This window comes from Rhizorhabdus antheiae, from assembly GCF_049889055.1.
Lineage (GTDB): Bacteria > Pseudomonadota > Alphaproteobacteria > Sphingomonadales > Sphingomonadaceae > Rhizorhabdus.
In genome coordinates, this window is record NZ_JBLTWO010000012.1 from 73623 (window position 1) to 89622 (window position 16000).

The following is a 16000-nucleotide window of genomic DNA, read 5'->3' on the forward strand; positions in this document are numbered from 1 at the left end:
CCCTGTTCTGAACGCTCCCGGCCAGCAAGAGTCGGGTTCAGGAGAGGAGGTTTGGGGTGATCAAGCATCGTTGGTATGGTGGTTCTGCATGCGCGGCTCTTATGGCTGCGCTCATCGCGGGGCCCGCACTCGCACAGTCGGCGGCGGAAGCGCCGCAGACGGCTGACATCGTCGATCAGGGCGGTCTTCAGGAAATCGTCGTCACGGCCACGCGCCGCAGCACCAATCTTCAGTCGACCGCGATCGCCATTTCGGCCGTCGACGAATCGCTGATCCGGCAGTCGAGCCCGCGCAATATCGGCGATCTTGCCGCTTTCGTGCCGAACTTCTCGGCGGCGACCATCACGGGCTTCAACGCGGCATCCTTCTCGATCCGCGGTGTCGGCCAAAACAACATCATCGTCTATTTCGAGCCGCCGGTGGCCGTGCTGGTCGACGACTTCGTCGTGCCTTCGGTCCAGACCCAACTGCTCGACACCTTCGACGTGGCGCAGGTCGAAGTGCTGCGCGGTCCGCAGGGTACGCTGTTCGGCAAGAACACGACCGGCGGCGCGGTCGTCGTCAAGACGAAGAAGCCCGAACTGGGCGTAACCAGCGTCGAGGGCCGCCTGCAGGCGGGCTCCTTCGGCACGGTGATTCCGCAGGCTGCCGTCAATGTCGGCTTCGGTGAGACGCTCGCCTTCCGCGGCGTCATCGGCTACACCAAGTCGGACGGCTATTATAAAGCCGGTGGTTGTTTCGGCCCCGTCACGCCCTTCGCCACCGGTCCGATCGCGACCAAGTTCGCAGGCCGCAGCGGCTGCGGTGACGGAAGCTCGCTCGGCGGCCAGGAGGTCTGGAACGGCCGTGCCAAGCTGCTGTGGGAGCCGGGCGATTCGTTCAGCGCATTGCTCCAGTACGAGATGCTGCGCGATCGTTCGGACAGCGTTCCGGCGGTCAACTTCACGCCCGCATCCAACGCCTTCCTGTTCCACTCGCTGGGGCTGGGTTCGACCCCGAACCGCAACAGCGACCCGCTCGACAACGCCGCGATAAGCAACCGTCAGGGCGCGCTGATCAAGATGCGCAGCGGACAGATCGTCAATGTCGACGGCGTCTATCTGAACATGGACTATAAGACCGATATCGGTACCCTGACCTCGGTCAGCGGCTATCGTTCGCAGCGGTCACGCCTGCCCAACACCTATATGGGCACCGCGCCGGTCGCTGCCGATGGCACGATCCTGTCGCTGTTCGACGCGCAGCGCGACGACAATCGCAAGACCTATCAGCAGGAATTGCGCTTTGCTTCGTCGTTCGATGGCCCGTTCAACTTCGTCGCCGGCGGCTTCTACCAGAAGGACAACACCACCTTCTGCGTCGCCCAGCTGCTCGGCTTCCTCGACCTGGCGAGCGGCGGCCTGCCCTTCGGTAACTGGAACGACAATCCGTACATCCTCTGCAACGCGCAGCGTTCGCGGTCGAAGGCGGCCTTCTTCGAAGGGACGTTCAAGATCACCCCGACGCTGACCCTGACGGGCGGCGCACGCTACACCTGGGAAAAGAAGACCTGGTTCGGTCGTCAGCAGGTGTTCGCGCAGCAACTCAATGGCGGCTTCGATCCGTCGATCGCGCTCAATGGCGCGCTCGATGCGAACGTGTTCGACTATCCGGCTGGCGTCATCCAGGTCCGCGACAGCGTCAAGGAGCCGACCTGGCGGATCAGCCTCGGCTGGCAGGCCACCCGCGATATCTTCGCCTATGCGACCTATTCGCGTGGCTTCAAGGCTGGTGGTTTCAACGACCAGATCGGAAGCTTCCATCCGTTCGTGAACGCAGATGGCACCGACAATAACGCCGCTTTCGCCGCCGCCGCCTCGGCGACCAGGCCGGAGCGTGCCGACAGCTATGAAGCGGGCGTCAAAACCGAACTGTTCGATCGCAAGCTGCGTTTCAACCTGACCGGCTTCTACGTCGAGTATAATGATCTGCAGAAGCAGATCGTCGTGCCGCTCGTCGTGGGCACCCAGCAGTTCCAGGTCACCCGCTTCTTCAACGCCGCCAAGGCGACGGTGAAGGGCCTCGAGCTGGAAACCACGCTCATCCCGACCAAGGGCCTGACGCTGCGCGGCCTGCTCGGCTATCAGGACGGCAAGTACGACAATTACACCACGCCGATCCCCGCCGGCTACGATCTGGCTACGGCGCCGCTCGACCGTCTGCCCAAGTGGCAATGGACGCTCGACGCGACCTATGAGGTCCCGGTCGGTGACTATAAGCTGCAGTTCAACGGCAGCGCCAACTATGTCAGCCGCAACCTGTTCACCCAGTCGATCACCAGCCCGGCGGAGAATACCTTCCTCAACGCCCGGACCCTGCTGAACGCCTCGGTGACCCTGGCCGAAGCCGACAACAAATATTATCTGCGCCTGATCGGTCGCAATCTGTCCGACAAGCGCTACATAACCGCCGCGCAGGTGGTGGGTGGCCTGTGGTCGAATGGTCAATATGGCGCACCGCGCTATTACGGCCTCGAGCTGGGTTTCAAGCTCGGCAACAACTGACCCTGAAACGGATGCGCCCGCGCGATGGTCGGTCCATCGCGCGGGCGCTTTTTGTTTGTGGTGATCAGGCGGCGGCCGAGGTCGGCAGGCACACCGTGTCGAGGCCGAGGGCATGGGTGAAGCGGCCCATCGCCATCCACATCCCGATCGCCAGCGTCAGGTCGGCGATCTCCGCATCGTCGAACGCGGCGCGCATCTTCGCCCAGAAGTCCTCGTCATAGCCAAGCTCGTTGGGCGAGAAGGCCATGCGCTCGGCCATGTCGACCGCCAGCCGCTCGCGATCGTTCAGCAGCGGGCTCGTCCGCCATTCGTCGATCGCCGCATAGAAGGCCTCGTCCGGCCGCTCGCCGCCGCGCGCGACCAGCGACGTTGCGCGATCACCGCCCACCGCATCGAGATAGCCGTCGAGGTGATCGGCTGCGCGAAAGCCCTTGCAGACGAGGCAGCCGTTGATCTGGGCGATCCGGTAGCGCGCGGCTTCGGCCAGCCGCAGCGGCAGGCGCACCGACTGATAGACCGATTTCACGAACTCGCCTGCCGCCCGGCCGATCACCGGCGAGTGGCGCGTCAGGGCATAGCCGAGCGGATCGGCCATCGCATGATCGGGAATGTGGATGTTGGGCATCTGTCTCTCTCCTTCTCCTGGTCGTCCTGATTTCAAGCGATCTTCTGCTCTCGGGCGGCGATCACAACTCCACCACCGGCGTCTTCCCGTCCCAGTCGCGCGATGCCGCGCGGATGGCGGCGAAATAGTCATGCATCTCCGGCTTGGCCTCAATGATCTCGACCATCGTGCCGGGCCAGAGATGATCGGTATCGAGATAGGCGAAGCGCGAGATCGGCAGTACGCCTTCCATCGCGACGGTAATCCCCGCCGCGCGCGCCGCACCGAGCTGCGCGTCATAATCGTCGGCGAAGGTGCCGAGATGATGGACGCCCGCACGCCCCGCCGCGAGAAACTCGCGATAGGGGGAGGGGGCGCTGCCCGGCTGGATCAGCTCGATCATGCTGTCGCCGCTATAGGCGATCGCGACGGCGGCGAAGATGTCCTCGTCGGCGGGAACGCGCTTGCCGCGAACCTCCAGCCATTCCGCCGCAAGCGGGACCGGGAAGCGGACGAACGGCCCGACACCCATCGTGCCGGTCCAGTGCGCGATGGCCGCGTCCACATCCTCCACCACATAGGCGATCTGAAAGACCGGCCCGAACAGTCGACTCATCGCATCTCTCCCTAACGGGCAGTCGCTTTGCCCTTGCAAAACAATCATGCATGTTTTTTTATGGCTGTCGAATCCGGTTTGACCCGGGCGCCAAGGAGAGAGGGCGATGAACTACGACTTCCGCTTGTGGAACATCCATGTGGGCGCGCCGCACCCCTTCTACGAACATCGCTATATCGACAATGGCACCGGGCGCCCGTCGCCGGCCCGCTATCATGATGCGGCCTTTGCCGATGAAGAGTGGGAAAAGGTCTTTGCGAAGAGCTGGCTGATCGCCTGTCCGCTGTCCGACATTCCCGAGGAAGGCGACTTCGCCCGCTTCGACATCGGCCGCGAGAGCTTCATCGTCGTGCGCGGCGAGAATGATCAGGTCCATGCCCACTATAATGTCTGCCCCCATCGCGGCAGCCAGCTGGTGCTCGACGATCTCGGCAGCCTCTCGCGCTTCACCTGTCCGTTTCACAGCTGGCAGTTCGACCTCGACGGCACCAACATCGCGGTGACCGATCCCGAGACCTTCCGGCCGGAAGTGCTGTGCCACGACCATAATCTGTCGTCGGTCCGCTGCGAGGTCGCGATCGGCCTCGTCTTCATTGCGATGGATCCCGACATTCAGCCGCTGAAGGAGTGGCTTGCGCCGATCCTGCCGCAGCTCGACCTGTACGAGATCGACAAGATGCATGTGATCCAGCATCGCCGGTCCGACTGGGGCTCGAACTGGAAAGGCGGCGTGGACGCCTTTGCCGAGATCTATCACCTCCATGCGGTTCATCCGCAGACCCAGTGCCTGATGGACGACCGCACCCAGATCGACCTTTATCCGGGTGGTCTCAGCCGACAGTTCGTCCCCTTCGCCCAGCCGAGCCCGCGCTTCGCCGATCAGGAGAGCGTCAATCCGGGCATCGCGCTGATGCTGCGCGACGCCGGCATCGACCCGGCCGATTACCAGGGCACCGCCAAGGAGACGCGCGCCGCCGTGCAGGCGGCCAAGCGCAAGCGCGCGGCCGAGTTCGGGCTCGATTACGACCGGTTCAGCGATTCCCAGCTGAGCGACTCGACCGTCTACAGCCTGTTCCCCAATGCGCAGATCGGCTGCCATCCTGAGGCGGTGTTCGTGCACCGCTTCCTGCCCCACGCGACCGATCCCAACCAGTTCACCTATGACACGATGATCCTCTACCGGCATGTCGACGCGCCGGGCTATGCGCCGCCCGCCTGGATGGGCGTGAGCGAGGAGATCGACACCACCGGGGCGACCCGCCCCGACATCGTCCACACCGGGCTCGGCGAGCCGCCGGGACTGGGCGAGGTGCTCGACCAGGATTCGGACCTGCTGCCGATCGTGCAGAAGGGCGCCCGCTCGCGCGGTTTCCGCGGGCCGCTGTGGAGCGAGCAGGAGGGGCGCCTGCGCCATTTCCATGCCGAGCTCGACCGCCGCATGGGACGGGGCGAACCCGCATGAATTATGACAGCAGGGCGTGGGCGGTCCATCGCGGGTCGACTCACGCGTTCGATCGGCCCGCCCCGCATGTCGACAATGGCGCGACCCGGCCCGATCCCGAACGCTATGTCTCGCGCGCTTTCGCGGCGGAGGAGTGGGAGAAGGTCTTCACCCGGGCCTGGCTGCTCGCCGGCCCCTCCAGCGACGTCCGCGAGGCCGGCGACTGGATGAAATATGACATCGGCCCGGAGAGCATCATCGTCGTGCGCAAGCCCGACGGCGGGCTGGCCGCGCATTATAATGTCTGCCCGCATCGCGGCAGCCAGCTCGTCCAGGGCGATGTCGGCTGCCAGGACGATTTCACCTGCCCTTTCCACAGCTGGAAGTTCGGGCTCGACGGCCGCAACCTGGCGGTGACCGATCCCGAGACCTTCCGCCCGGAAGTCCTGTGCCACGGCACCGATCTCTCCTCGCTCCACGTTGCCGAGGCGGCCGGGCTGGTGTTCGTCTCGATGGCCGAGGCACCGCCGCCGCTCGCCGACTATCTCGGCCCGATCCTGCCGATGCTGGAGACCTACCGGATCGACGAGATGCACGTCGTCCAGCATCGCCGCTCGGACTGGGCGGCCAACTGGAAGGGCGGCATCGACGCCTTCTACGAAAGCTACCATCTCCACGCGATCCACCCGCAGACGATGGGCATCCTCGACGATCGCACCCATATCGACCTCTATCCGGGCGGGATGAGCCGGCAGTTCGTCCCCTTCGGCCAGCCCAATTCGCATTTCCCGGACCAGGAGGGGATCAACCCCGGCATCGCCGCGATGCTGAGCGACGCGGGGATCGAGCCCGACAGCTTCGCGGGTTCGGCACGCGACAGCCGCTCGGCCATCGCCGCCGCGAAGCGCGAGCGGGCGACGCGGCTGGGGCTCGACTATGACCGGTTCAGCGACGCGCAGCTGACCGACAGCACCATTTTCGGCATCTTTCCCAATGCCCAGATCGGCTGCCATCCGGAGGCGGTGTTCCTCCACCGCTTCAAGCCCGACGCCGACGATCCCGAGCGCTTCACCTATGAAACGGTGATCCTCTACCGCCATGTCGACGTGCCCGGCTATGGCGCGCCCTTGTGGATGGGCCTCGGCTCCGACGTCGATCTGACAGGTGCGACCCGCCCCGATGTGGTCCACACCGGCCTCGGCGAACCGCCCGGCATGGGCGAGGTGCTCGACCAGGATTCCGACCTGCTCCCGATCGTCCAGAAAGGCGCCCGCTCGCGCGGGTTCCGGGGGCCGCTGTGGGGCGAGCAGGAGGCCCGGCTGCGGCATTTTCACGTCGAGCTGGATCGCTGGATGGGGCGGTAGGGGAGTAGGCCTAAGCGGCCACAGACGGGATCATTAAACTAGTAGTGAATCCGGGCGGTCGCTGAAGCGACCGCCCTTTTCAAACTCATTTTTGGTCCGCCAGATAGTCGAGATTATTGCGTTCTTGACCATCGGCATTGGTACGGAGGTGCAGCTTCGCATTTGCCCTACGTACTGTATGAGCGTTCGAAATCTCTCCTCGGTCAGCCATTGTGATGGCACGAGCGACCGGGGTGAAGTTAACATTTCCGTCGAGGCGCACATGCGACACCGTGCCATCTGCGTTGTTCCGGGCGTCAACGATTTTTCGGGATTTCTTCATATATAGCTCCAAAATGGATGGAACTTCACCATGCTGCCCGGTCGCAATCGCACTGCGACCGGGAGGCGGTGCTTAGTCGGGAATCTCGATCCGGAAGGCGCGCTTCCCGTAGCTACGGGCATAAATTCGCGTTCCATCCTTCAGAGTGATCCACGGTCGGTACACCACCCGCTTGCCAGCGTTGGTCCGTTCCATAGGTCTAAACCTTAATAGGCCCGACCATCTTTGCGTCCGGAATCCCTTGTGCTATGCACAGCTTGTTCAAGGCCTGAGATACCAGATCGCGCACCTGTTCAGGGGCCCGTTCTGAATCAGGACGTTAGGGGGTGTAGGCCATGCCTGCTCCCCCTAATTCGTTTATGGAAAGGTGTTTACAAGAGGTCATCTGCCAGCCCCGTTTCAGTAAGCACTTCGCGCCAGTATCTGCCGGACTCTGATTTAACGGTCCAAATCTTGTTCTCTGAAGGCACTGTCTTCTTTAACATGCGCCACAGGGCTGTGCGAAAGGCCTCAAGGTTAAGATCTTCCGTACCCGCCTCAATGTATAGGGGGTGGAGATCGGCCGGACTCTTCGCATCGGATTGGTGCGTCGGGACGATGCTAATCATCGAAATATCTCTGGCGGAAACGCTATTTTCTGTCGGTTTCGGCTCAGGCGCCACGCCAGTGATATCGCCTACGACGCGCTCCGCTGCAAGGACATCCGCGAGTTCTTTCTTCGCAGATTCCAAGGCTTTTTCAGCGCGCAAAACTTTGCTTTCGGCTTTTGCCCTACGCTCTTTCAGGAGTGCCATCACGTCCATACGCCACCTGCATACGCGAGTATGCCTACGAAGGCAAATATTAGTAGGTGCAAAGCCGCTTAGCTACTCCACCCCCGCTTCCCAACGCCGCCAACGCCGCGCCGTCGACCCGCCATGGTTCCCAGTCCTGCATGTGGCGCGCGCCCAGCTTGCGGTAGAGGCCTTTTGCCAGTTCGTTCCAGTCGAGCACCGACCAGTCGATCCGGGCGCAGTCGTTGGCGCGTGACGCTTCGGCCAGCGCCTCGAACAGCTGGCGCGCCGAGTAAAGGGGACACGCTACTCAACTTCTGCCCCGTGCAGTGAGATATGGTACCACGGCCCGATTATGATGTCGCTCCGTTCTAGCGATTGCCGAAGCTTGGCGCAGCATGGGGGGATAAAAGCGCTGCATCCCGTTCTATTTGCGCGCGGCCGCCTGTTTGGCGGAACACGGCTGGGCGAGCGGAGAACTGCGCCGCCATTCGGCCGACGGCACCCTGCTGCGCAGCCTGACCGTCCCCTATCCGCACATCGTCAGCGTCGATTTCGGCGCCGGCGATCCGAGCAGCCTCTCCGTTTCGACCGAGGGCAATGCGCGGCATCCGAACGCCGGGGCTGTGCTGCGCATAGCTGTTACCGAACCCGGCCTTCCGGGCGCGCAGGCGCGGCTGGAGTTGTTCGCGCACCGCGATTGAAGGCGTCCCGAGCGCCGAACAGGCATCCCCTGCACAGGGCGAATAGGTGCGAGCTTTGCTCGGAACCATGGTAAGGCGGTTGTGCCAGTCCAAGCATAAGCCCGCGGGGGCGATTGGACTGCTGTCTCCCGGACCGAGCTTTCATCCCGCAAGCCTGCCGGTTTCCCTGAAAGGGGACTTGTCATGAACCCGCCGACCACCCATCGCGACGTTGCGCATAATCTGGCGCTCGCCATCCTTGCCTCGACCACGGCGCCGGCGTTGCTGCTCGATGGAGACCTGCGCGTCGTGGCCGGCAGCACGTCCTTCTATCGGAGCTTCGGACTGGAGCCGCAGACGGTGGACGGCAAGCCGATGCTCGAACTCGGCACCGGCGAATGGGACGTGCCGCAATTGCGGTCGCTGCTCGCCGCCACCCTGTCGGGCAATGCCAGGATCGAGGCTTATGAGATGAACCTGAAGGGCGCCTCTGCATCGCGGCGGCTGGTGCTCAATGCCCAGAAGCTCGATTATGGCGATGCCGAACAGGTCCGCCTGTTGTTGACCATCTCCGATGTCACCGACGCCCGAATCAGCGAGAAGCTCAAGGACGACCTGCTGCGGGAAAAGGCGATCCTGCTCCAGGAACTCCAGCACCGCGTCGCCAACAGCCTGCAGATCATTGCCAGCGTGCTCATGCAGAGCGCGCGGCGGGTGCAGTCGGAAGAGGTACGCGGGCATCTCCAGAACGCCCATAGCCGGGTGATGTCGATCGCGACCCTGCAGCAGCAGCTCGCGACGTCCCGCCTAGGCGCCGTCGAGCTGAAGGGCTATTTCACCCAGCTTTGCGATAGCCTCGGCGCATCGATGATCCGCGATCACGACAAGGTGTCGATCGCGGTGACCGCCGATCGCAGCAGCGTGAATGCCGATATCTCCGTCAGCATGGGGCTGATCGTCACCGAGCTGGTGATCAACGCGCTGAAGCACGCCTTTCCGGGGGATCGCGGTGGCAAGATCCTCGTGGATTATCAGTCGAGCAAGGCCGACTGGACCCTTTCGGTCAGTGACGACGGCGTCGGCACGCCGGGGACGATGGCCGAAGCCAAGCCCGGCCTCGGTTCGAACATCGTCGAGGCCCTGGCCAGGCAATTGGATGCGACCGTGGAGACCGAAAGCGGCAATCCCGGGCTGAAAGTGTCGATCACCCACGCCGGATCGTCGGGCTCCTGAAGCGGCGGCGCGCTAGGTCGCGACGGTCGCTTCAGTCTTGCGTCCCCAACGCCGCCAGCGCCGTGCCGTCGATGCGCCACGGTTCCCAATCCTGCATGTGGCGCGCGCCCAGCTTGCGGTAGAGGCCTTTCGCCAGTTCGTTCCAGTCGAGCACCGACCAGTCGATGCGGGCGCAGTCATTGGCGCGCGCCACTTCGCCCAGCGCCTCGAACAGCTGGCGCGCGATGCCGCCGCCGCGTGCCTGCGGGTCGACATAGAGGTCCTCAAGATAGATGCCGTGGCGGCCGGTCCAGGTCGAGAAGTTGAAGAACCAGACGGCGATGCCGACGACCGCGTCGTCGCGCTCTGCGACATGGGCGAAGACGCGGGGATTCTCGCCGAACAGCTTGTCGGCCAGTCCTTCCGGGGTCGCCTCGACCGCGTCGGGTTCCTTTTCATAGGTGGCGAGGTCGCGGATCAGGCGGAGGATGTCATGCTCGTCACCGGGCCGGGCGCGGCGGATGGTGACGGGCGAGGCGGTGGTCATGGAACGACATCCCTTTCGAGATTGGGCGCACGGGCGGCGATCATGCAGCCCGTAACGATCAGGGCCGCGCCGGCCAGCGTGGGCAGGCCGACCTTCTCGTCGAAGAAGATGAAGCCCCACAAAGTCGCCCAGATGAAGGCGGTGAACTCGACCGGCGCCAGATAGCTCGCCTCGGCGCGAGCATAGGCCCAGCCGAGCAGCCCCAGCGAAAGGGTCGCGAGCAGCGCGGCGAGCAGCAGCATCGGCCAATGTTCGACCGGCGGCAGCTCCGCCAGCCAGGGCATGGCGACGGCGAGGCTGAGCGCGACGATCACGCTCTGGAAGAAGGCGACCTCATAGGGGTCGGCGACCTGCGCCTGCCGCCGCATCAGGATGATGTTATAGGCATAGCACACCGCCGACAGCATCACCGCGATCGCGCCGAGAAAGGCCTCCGGCCCCATCTTCGCGCTGCTCTGCCCCCACAGGATGATCAGCACCCCGCCAAAGCCGAGCAGGGAGCCAAGCAGCGCGCCGCGCTTCATTGTCTCGTTGAGCAGCAGCACAGCGAGGCCCTGCGCGATCAGCGGGGCGATGAAGGTCAGCGCGACCGCCTGTGCCATCGGCGTGCGGGCGAGGCCCCAGAAGAACAGCACCGCCATGACGGCCGAGACGACGCCCCGCTCGATATGCAGGCGCATCGCGTGGCGCGACGGGCGGGCGGGGCGCGACCACAGCCAGGGAATGCCGCTGAAGCCTATCCCTGCGAAGCTGCGCCACAGCAGCGTGTTGTAGGTGCCGAGGATCAGCGTCAGCGCCTTCACCACCGCATCCATGGCGGAGAAGACGGCGATGCCGAGGCAGCCGACGCCGAAGGCCACCAGCACCGGATATTGCTTCATCTGCGCCTTCATCCCCTCGACTGCCCAAGCCGGTTGGCAGGGCAGCCCCCCTCGTCAGCCGTCTGTTGCCGGCCTCATTCGGCGGCTTCGGCCTGCGCGGCTTCGGCGGCCTCGATCTCGGCGGCCTTGGCTTCGACCAGCCGGACGATATGATCGACCATGTCGGCGTCCTGCACCGTATGGTCGGTGACGCCCGACAGATAGACCATATGCTTGCCCGCACCGCCGCCGGTCAGGCCGATGTCGGTCTCGCGCGCTTCGCCGGGGCCGTTGACGACGCAGCCGAGCACCGACAGCGACAGCGGCACGCGGATATGCTGGAGCCGTTCCTCCAGCGTCTGGACGGTGCGGATCACGTCGAAGCCCTGCCGCGCGCAGCTGGGGCAGGAGACCACGCGGACGCCGCGGTTGCGGATGCCCAGCGCCTTCAGGATCTCGAAGCCGACGCGGACCTCTTCCTCGGGCTCAGCCGACAGCGAGACGCGGATCGTGTCGCCGATCCCGGCCCACAGCAGATTGCCGATGCCGATCGCCGACTTGACCGTCCCGCCGATCAGTCCGCCCGCTTCGGTGATCCCCAGATGCAGCGGGCAATCGACCGCCTCGGCCAGCCCCATATAGGCCGACACCGCCAGGAAGACGTCGGACGCCTTCACCGCGACCTTATATTCGTGGAAGTCGTGATCCTGCAGCAGCTTGATATGGTCGAGCGCGCTTTCGACAAGCGCTTCCGGGCAGGGCTCGCCATATTTTTCCAGCAGGTCCTTTTCGAGGCTGCCGGCGTTCACGCCGATGCGGATCGAGCAGCCATTGGCCTTGGCCGCGCGCACGACCTCGGCAACGCGGTCGGCCGAGCCGATATTGCCGGGGTTGATGCGCAGGCAGGCGGCGCCGGCATCGGCGGCTTCCAGCGCGCGCTTATAGTGGAAATGGATGTCGGCGACGATCGGCACCTTCGATGCGCGCACGATCTCGCCCAGCGCGGCGGTCGAGGCCTCGTCGGGGCAGGACACGCGGATGATGTCGGCCCCCGCATCCTCGCAGCGGCGGATCTGGTCGATCGTGGCGCGCGCATCCTCGGTCGGCGTGTTGGTCATGGTCTGGACGGTGACGGGGGCGTCGCCGCCGACCGGAACCTTGCCGACCATGATCTGCCGCGACTTGCGCCGTTCGATGTTACGCCAGGGACGAAGGGACATGGGATTCCGCTCTTTGAAAATCGATGGGGCCCGTATAGGCTCAAACGCCTGATGAGAACAGCCGTCATGCCGGTTCGCGCCGGCTTTTCCGGAGGGGCGCCAAGCGCGGTTCCGCCGGTGTCCCGTATCGCGCGGGAAGGCGGCGTTCGCTTGCCATACCGGGCGGCCGCCGCGCGCGGAGCCCCGATAATCCGGATGATCCCGTGTCCACAGAACGCAACGTCTCTTCCTATTGGAGCGCCCCGGCCGATGGCTGGACGCTCGTCATCCATGGCGGCGCGGGCCAGCTCCGCCACCTGAACCTCAGTCGCGAGCAGGAGGACCATGCCCGCGTCGTCCTGGCCGCAGCGCTCGATGCCGGATCTGCGATCCTCGGCGCGGGCGGCAGCGCCGTCGACGCAGTCGAGGCGGCGGTGCGCGTGCTGGAGGATGATCCCTATTTCAACGCCGGCCGGGGGGCCGTGTTCAGCGCCGACGGCATCAACGAGCTCGATGCCGCGATCATGGACGGCGCCACGCGCGATGCGGGCGCGGTGAGCGCGGTGACCAAGGCGCGCAACCCGGTGACGCTGGCGCGTGCGGTGATGGAGCAGAGCCCGCATGTGATGCTGACGGCCGGCGGTGCCGATCGCTTCGGCGCCGAACATGGCATCGAGCAGGTCGCCCCCGCCTGGTTCCACACCGACGAGCGCTGGCGCCAATATGAGGAGCTGCGCAAGGGCGGCACCTTCGACGCCGACCTCAAATATGGCACCGTCGGCGCGGTCGCGCGCGACGCGCAGGGCCATGTCGCAGCGGCGACCTCGACCGGCGGCCTGACCGGCAAGCGCTGGAACCGCATCGGCGATTCGCCGGTGATCGGCGCGGGCACCTGGGCCGAGGATGCGGGGGCGGCCACCTCCTGTACCGGATCGGGCGAGCATTTCATCCGGGTCGGCGCGGCGCATGAACTGTCGGCGCGCGTCCGGCTGGGCGGCGCGGGCCTCGACGAGGCGGCCGGCGCGGTGATCGGGGAGATCGGCGCCTTCGGCGGTGTCGGCGGGCTGATCAGCGTCGACGCGCAGGGGCGCGGCGGCTGGTGCTTCAACAGCCAGGGCATGTACCGCGGCATGGCGCGCGGGGGCGAGCCGCACCGCGTCGAGCTGTATGGCATCGGCGAATGATCCGGATCCTGCTGATGCTGGCGGCGCTGCTCGGCGCCGCGACCCCGGCCCATGCCTGGTGGGAATATGGCCATGAGACCGTCGCCACCATCGCCATGGCCTCGGTCAAGCCGCAGACCCGCGCGCGGATCGAGCGGCTGCTGGCGCGCAGCGACCTGCTCGAGACGCCGACCTGCCCGGCGCGCACGATCGAGCAGGCCTCGGTCTGGGCCGACTGCGTCAAGACTCTGAAGGACCGCTACAGCTACGCCTTTAACTGGCACTATCAGAATATCGACGTCTGCCGGCCGTTCGACCTCAAGGCGAACTGCCCCGATGGCAATTGCGTCGCGCGGCAGATCGAGCGCGACGTCCGCCTGCTCGCCGATCGCAGCCAGCCGACCCGCGTGCGGGTCGAGGCGCTGGTCTTCCTGGTCCACTTCATGGGCGACCTGCACCAGCCGCTCCATGCGGGCGACCGTCATGATCGCGGTGGCAACGACATGAAGGCCGATTACGGCTTTCGCCCGAACAGCAATCTCCACAGCATCTGGGACGGGCTGCTCGCCGATCGCGCCATTTCGACCCCGCCGGGCGGGCCGATGGGAATCTTGTCGAGCGTGCCCGTGGCCGACCGGCCGGCCGAGGCTGCTGGAAGCGTCGAGGACTGGAGCCGCGAAAGCTGGCAGGTCGCGCATGACGCCTATGCGGCGCTGCTCGGCGATGCCTGTGCGCCGATCCCGGCGACCCGGTCGGTGCTCGACAACGGCAAGATCGTCGCGCTGATCCCGCTACTGCGGCACCAGGTCGCGCGCGGCGGCTTGCGCCTCGCGCGCCTGCTCGACGAAAGCCTCGGCTGAGCCTTCCAGCCGGTCAGCCCGGCATCATTCGTGCGGGCGCATGCCCCAGTTGAGCTTGTCGACCACCTCGCCCAGCGGCTCGGTGACGGTCACGCTGCGGCCTTCGCCGAAGCGGATGCGCGTGCCTTCGGTGACTTGCGAGATGAAGGTGACCTGCGAGGCGTTGACGGCGGTTTCGACGCGGTCTGCGCCGACGAACATCACGAGCATGTATCCTCTCCATCGTTATGGGAATGGGAGGATAGAGCGGGATCGTCCGCCGTCAAAGCGCTTTGCGCTGAAGCAGCGAACCCGCGCTTATTTCAGCGCGGTCTTGCACTTCCGAGTCTGGTGCACGCCGCGCAGGAAGCCGCGCCGCGCTATGCCGGCGTCGATCGCGCGGTCCAGCCGCCGCTGCGCCGGCGCCGCCCCGGTGACTTCGCGGACGAGGCCACGGAACGGGATGATCGAGTTGACGATCGTCTTGCCGCCCGCCTCGGCCAGCTTGCCCGCGCGATTCTCCTTGGGCTTGTCGCCGGCCTTGAAGTCCGGGCCGATCACGTCGGTCAGCTGCGCGAAGGCCTTGGAGATGTCGCGGCAGGTCTTGATGCCGGTCAGGCTGTAGGGCGCTTCGGCCGCGCTCTGCAGCGCAGGGGGGATGTTGGTCTTGGCCACGCCGACATCGCGCGCCGGCTGCGAGGCGATCCGGCCTGCGCCACGACCGACTTCCTCGACGCGGTTCGGCTGCTTTTCGGCTTCGTTCTGTTCCTGCCGCGCGCCTGCCATCGCCGGCAGCGCAAGCAGCGCGATAAGGGTAGCGCCCGTCAGAATCCTGTTCATGCCCCTGGTCCCATGACATGCCGCCGCGTGGCAGCGATATTGCATTTCCGAGACTGACGTAATGGGTCGCCGGGCAATTGGTTCCGCCCGCGCATCATTTGCCGGCGAAAGGCGCTTAGCGCGCCCTTAACCGGGTCGCTGAAGCCTTTGTTCGGCGACCTGAGCCGATGACGGGCACGAACCGGAGCATCGTCATGGACAGTTTCAACATTGCGCGATCGGGCATGCAGTTCGGCCAGGCGATCGTCACCGCCGCCGCATCGAACGTCGCCAACGCCCGCACGCTCGGCACCCTGCCGAGCAACACGCCCGCCACCGCTGCCGCCACCGCCGCAGCCGTCCCCGCCGTCTATCAGCCGATCCGTGCGGTCGGCCGGACCCAGCCGGGCGGCGGCGTAGCGGTACGGTTCGAGGAGCAGCCAGACTATCGCGCCGAATACGACCCGGCAAATCCGCTCGCCGATGCTGATGGCATGGTCGCAGCACCTGCGGTCGACCTGGCCGAGGAGAGCATCGACCGGATGCTGGGCGTCCAGCTCTACACCGCCAGCGCCGCCGCGCTCAGGACCGCCGGCAAGATGGCGGACGCGACGCTCGACCTGCTCGCCTGACCGATCAGGCGGCGATCGACCGCCCGCCGTCCCAGCCACCGCGCACCGTCACCTTGGGGATGCAGTAGCGAAACAGGCGCGGGCCGGTGCAGCTGCGGAAGAAGGCGACGCTGTGTTCGTTCAGCTCGATCCGCTCGTCCGCCGACAGCGGGATCGTCTCGCCGTTCAATTCGCGCACCAGCAGCGCATCCTCGTCCATGCGGCCATGCAGCGCCCGCAATTCGCGCACGTCCACGACCCGCTGATCGGTGGCGCGCAGGCACCCGTCGATGTCGATGATGTAGCGACCGATGGGCTGATGTTCGAAGCCGATGCTCATGTCCTTCGTCCTTTCAAGTTCGACGAGGACCGGTGTAGGGCATAGGGGTGACAAAAATGGTCAC

General features: G+C 65.5%; 18 protein-coding genes. 8 read left to right on the forward strand and 10 right to left on the reverse strand.

The window, feature by feature from the left end:
* Window positions 1-101 precede the first annotated feature (101 nt).
* A complete protein-coding gene (locus ACNI3R_RS18455) occupies window positions 102-2543 on the forward strand; it encodes a TonB-dependent receptor (protein ID WP_426186058.1) in 2442 nt (813 codons plus the stop codon).
* A 64-nt stretch (window positions 2544-2607) separates the two neighbouring features.
* Here the strand turns inward: ACNI3R_RS18455 and ACNI3R_RS18460 are convergent, their stop codons facing one another.
* Together ACNI3R_RS18460 and ACNI3R_RS18465 are read right to left on the reverse strand one after the other, a co-directional pair.
* Entirely contained in the window at window positions 2608-3168 is a 561-nt protein-coding gene (locus ACNI3R_RS18460) for a carboxymuconolactone decarboxylase family protein (protein WP_426186060.1), read from the reverse strand.
* Window positions 3169-3229: 61 nt separating this feature from the next.
* A complete protein-coding gene (locus tag ACNI3R_RS18465) occupies window positions 3230-3763 on the reverse strand; it encodes a VOC family protein (protein WP_426186062.1) in 534 nt (177 codons plus the stop codon).
* 106 nt (window positions 3764-3869) lie between these two features.
* Here ACNI3R_RS18465 and ACNI3R_RS18470 point away from each other — a divergent pair, with 106 nt between their 5' ends.
* Complete coding sequence (locus ACNI3R_RS18470) at window positions 3870-5225, forward strand: aromatic ring-hydroxylating oxygenase subunit alpha (RefSeq protein ID WP_426186064.1); 1356 nt, start codon at window positions 3870-3872, stop codon at window positions 5223-5225.
* Window positions 5222-6568 (forward strand): aromatic ring-hydroxylating oxygenase subunit alpha, encoded by a 1347-nt coding sequence (locus ACNI3R_RS18475; RefSeq protein ID WP_426186066.1) that lies wholly within the window; start codon window positions 5222-5224, stop codon window positions 6566-6568. Before ACNI3R_RS18470 ends, ACNI3R_RS18475 begins: the two co-directional genes overlap by 4 nt.
* Before the next feature lie 85 nt (window positions 6569-6653).
* Here the strand turns inward: ACNI3R_RS18475 and ACNI3R_RS18480 are convergent, their stop codons facing one another.
* A complete protein-coding gene (locus ACNI3R_RS18480; RefSeq protein ID WP_426186068.1) occupies window positions 6654-6890 on the reverse strand; it encodes a DUF3892 domain-containing protein in 237 nt (78 codons plus the stop codon).
* A 371-nt stretch (window positions 6891-7261) separates the two neighbouring features.
* The gene (locus ACNI3R_RS18485; protein WP_426186070.1) at window positions 7262-7693 is read right to left on the reverse strand and encodes a hypothetical protein; all 432 of its coding nucleotides are present in this window, start codon (window positions 7691-7693) and stop codon (window positions 7262-7264) included.
* 419 nt (window positions 7694-8112) lie between these two features.
* On the opposite strand from ACNI3R_RS18485, the gene ACNI3R_RS18490 reads away from it, so the two are divergent.
* Entirely contained in the window at window positions 8113-8367 is a 255-nt protein-coding gene (locus ACNI3R_RS18490; protein ID WP_426186072.1) for an SMP-30/gluconolactonase/LRE family protein, read from the forward strand.
* A 183-nt stretch (window positions 8368-8550) separates the two neighbouring features.
* A complete protein-coding gene (locus tag ACNI3R_RS18495) occupies window positions 8551-9579 on the forward strand; it encodes a sensor histidine kinase (RefSeq protein ID WP_426186074.1) in 1029 nt (342 codons plus the stop codon).
* A gap of 31 nt (window positions 9580-9610) precedes the next feature.
* On the opposite strand, the gene ACNI3R_RS18500 is transcribed toward ACNI3R_RS18495, so the two are convergent.
* The 3 genes from ACNI3R_RS18500 to ispG form a co-directional block, all read right to left on the reverse strand.
* The gene (locus ACNI3R_RS18500; protein ID WP_426186076.1) at window positions 9611-10105 is read right to left on the reverse strand and encodes a GNAT family N-acetyltransferase; all 495 of its coding nucleotides are present in this window, start codon (window positions 10103-10105) and stop codon (window positions 9611-9613) included.
* The gene (locus ACNI3R_RS18505; RefSeq protein ID WP_426186078.1) at window positions 10102-10998 is read right to left on the reverse strand and encodes a DMT family transporter; all 897 of its coding nucleotides are present in this window, start codon (window positions 10996-10998) and stop codon (window positions 10102-10104) included. Before ACNI3R_RS18505 ends, ACNI3R_RS18500 begins: the two co-directional genes overlap by 4 nt.
* A 62-nt stretch (window positions 10999-11060) precedes the next feature.
* On the reverse strand, window positions 11061-12185 hold the full coding sequence (ispG, locus tag ACNI3R_RS18510) for a flavodoxin-dependent (E)-4-hydroxy-3-methylbut-2-enyl-diphosphate synthase (protein WP_426186080.1): 1125 nt from the start codon (window positions 12183-12185) through the stop codon (window positions 11061-11063).
* A 203-nt stretch (window positions 12186-12388) separates the two neighbouring features.
* Here ispG and ACNI3R_RS18515 point away from each other — a divergent pair, with 203 nt between their 5' ends.
* Both ACNI3R_RS18515 and ACNI3R_RS18520 read left to right on the forward strand, forming a co-directional pair.
* Window positions 12389-13348 (forward strand): isoaspartyl peptidase/L-asparaginase family protein, encoded by a 960-nt coding sequence (locus tag ACNI3R_RS18515; protein WP_426186082.1) that lies wholly within the window; start codon window positions 12389-12391, stop codon window positions 13346-13348.
* Entirely contained in the window at window positions 13345-14187 is an 843-nt protein-coding gene (locus tag ACNI3R_RS18520) for a S1/P1 nuclease (protein ID WP_426186084.1), read from the forward strand. The genes ACNI3R_RS18515 and ACNI3R_RS18520 overlap by 4 nt, the downstream gene beginning before the upstream one ends.
* A gap of 24 nt (window positions 14188-14211) precedes the next feature.
* Here the strand turns inward: ACNI3R_RS18520 and ACNI3R_RS18525 are convergent, their stop codons facing one another.
* Together ACNI3R_RS18525 and ACNI3R_RS18530 are read right to left on the reverse strand one after the other, a co-directional pair.
* A complete protein-coding gene (locus tag ACNI3R_RS18525; protein ID WP_165322890.1) occupies window positions 14212-14397 on the reverse strand; it encodes a hypothetical protein in 186 nt (61 codons plus the stop codon).
* 87 nt (window positions 14398-14484) lie between these two features.
* Entirely contained in the window at window positions 14485-15006 is a 522-nt protein-coding gene (locus ACNI3R_RS18530; protein WP_426186086.1) for a hypothetical protein, read from the reverse strand.
* Window positions 15007-15200: 194 nt separating this feature from the next.
* Between ACNI3R_RS18530 and ACNI3R_RS18535 the strand changes: the two genes are divergently transcribed.
* Window positions 15201-15617 (forward strand): flagellar basal body rod protein FlgC, encoded by a 417-nt coding sequence (locus tag ACNI3R_RS18535; RefSeq protein WP_426186088.1) that lies wholly within the window; start codon window positions 15201-15203, stop codon window positions 15615-15617.
* 4 nt (window positions 15618-15621) lie between these two features.
* On the opposite strand, the gene ACNI3R_RS18540 is transcribed toward ACNI3R_RS18535, so the two are convergent.
* Window positions 15622-15936, reverse strand: coding sequence for a hypothetical protein (locus ACNI3R_RS18540; RefSeq protein ID WP_426186090.1), 315 nt, complete (start codon window positions 15934-15936; stop codon window positions 15622-15624).
* Window positions 15937-16000 lie beyond the last annotated feature (64 nt).

Bases quoted from the DNA above. Each gene is read 5' to 3' on its own strand.
- ACNI3R_RS18500 (WP_426186076.1), bottom strand. From the start codon at position 10,105: ATGACCACCGCCTCGCCCGTCACCATCCGCCGCGCCCGGCCCGGTGAC.
- ACNI3R_RS18475 (WP_426186066.1), top strand. From the start codon at position 5,222: ATGAATTATGACAGCAGGGCGTGGGCGGTCCATCGCGGGTCGACTCAC.
- ACNI3R_RS18485 (WP_426186070.1), bottom strand. From the start codon at position 7,693: ATGGACGTGATGGCACTCCTGAAAGAGCGTAGGGCAAAAGCCGAAAGC.
- ACNI3R_RS18480 (WP_426186068.1), bottom strand. From the start codon at position 6,890: ATGAAGAAATCCCGAAAAATCGTTGACGCCCGGAACAACGCAGATGGC.
- ACNI3R_RS18465 (WP_426186062.1), bottom strand. From the start codon at position 3,763: ATGAGTCGACTGTTCGGGCCGGTCTTTCAGATCGCCTATGTGGTGGAG.
- ACNI3R_RS18525 (WP_165322890.1), bottom strand. From the start codon at position 14,397: ATGCTCGTGATGTTCGTCGGCGCAGACCGCGTCGAAACCGCCGTCAAC.
- ispG (WP_426186080.1), bottom strand. From the start codon at position 12,185: ATGTCCCTTCGTCCCTGGCGTAACATCGAACGGCGCAAGTCGCGGCAG.
- ACNI3R_RS18495 (WP_426186074.1), top strand. From the start codon at position 8,551: ATGAACCCGCCGACCACCCATCGCGACGTTGCGCATAATCTGGCGCTC.
- ACNI3R_RS18530 (WP_426186086.1), bottom strand. From the start codon at position 15,006: ATGAACAGGATTCTGACGGGCGCTACCCTTATCGCGCTGCTTGCGCTG.
- ACNI3R_RS18535 (WP_426186088.1), top strand. From the start codon at position 15,201: ATGGACAGTTTCAACATTGCGCGATCGGGCATGCAGTTCGGCCAGGCG.
- ACNI3R_RS18460 (WP_426186060.1), bottom strand. From the start codon at position 3,168: ATGCCCAACATCCACATTCCCGATCATGCGATGGCCGATCCGCTCGGC.
- ACNI3R_RS18540 (WP_426186090.1), bottom strand. From the start codon at position 15,936: ATGAGCATCGGCTTCGAACATCAGCCCATCGGTCGCTACATCATCGAC.
- ACNI3R_RS18455 (WP_426186058.1), top strand. From the start codon at position 102: ATGGCTGCGCTCATCGCGGGGCCCGCACTCGCACAGTCGGCGGCGGAA.
- ACNI3R_RS18470 (WP_426186064.1), top strand. From the start codon at position 3,870: ATGAACTACGACTTCCGCTTGTGGAACATCCATGTGGGCGCGCCGCAC.
- ACNI3R_RS18505 (WP_426186078.1), bottom strand. From the start codon at position 10,998: ATGAAGGCGCAGATGAAGCAATATCCGGTGCTGGTGGCCTTCGGCGTC.
- ACNI3R_RS18520 (WP_426186084.1), top strand. From the start codon at position 13,345: ATGATCCGGATCCTGCTGATGCTGGCGGCGCTGCTCGGCGCCGCGACC.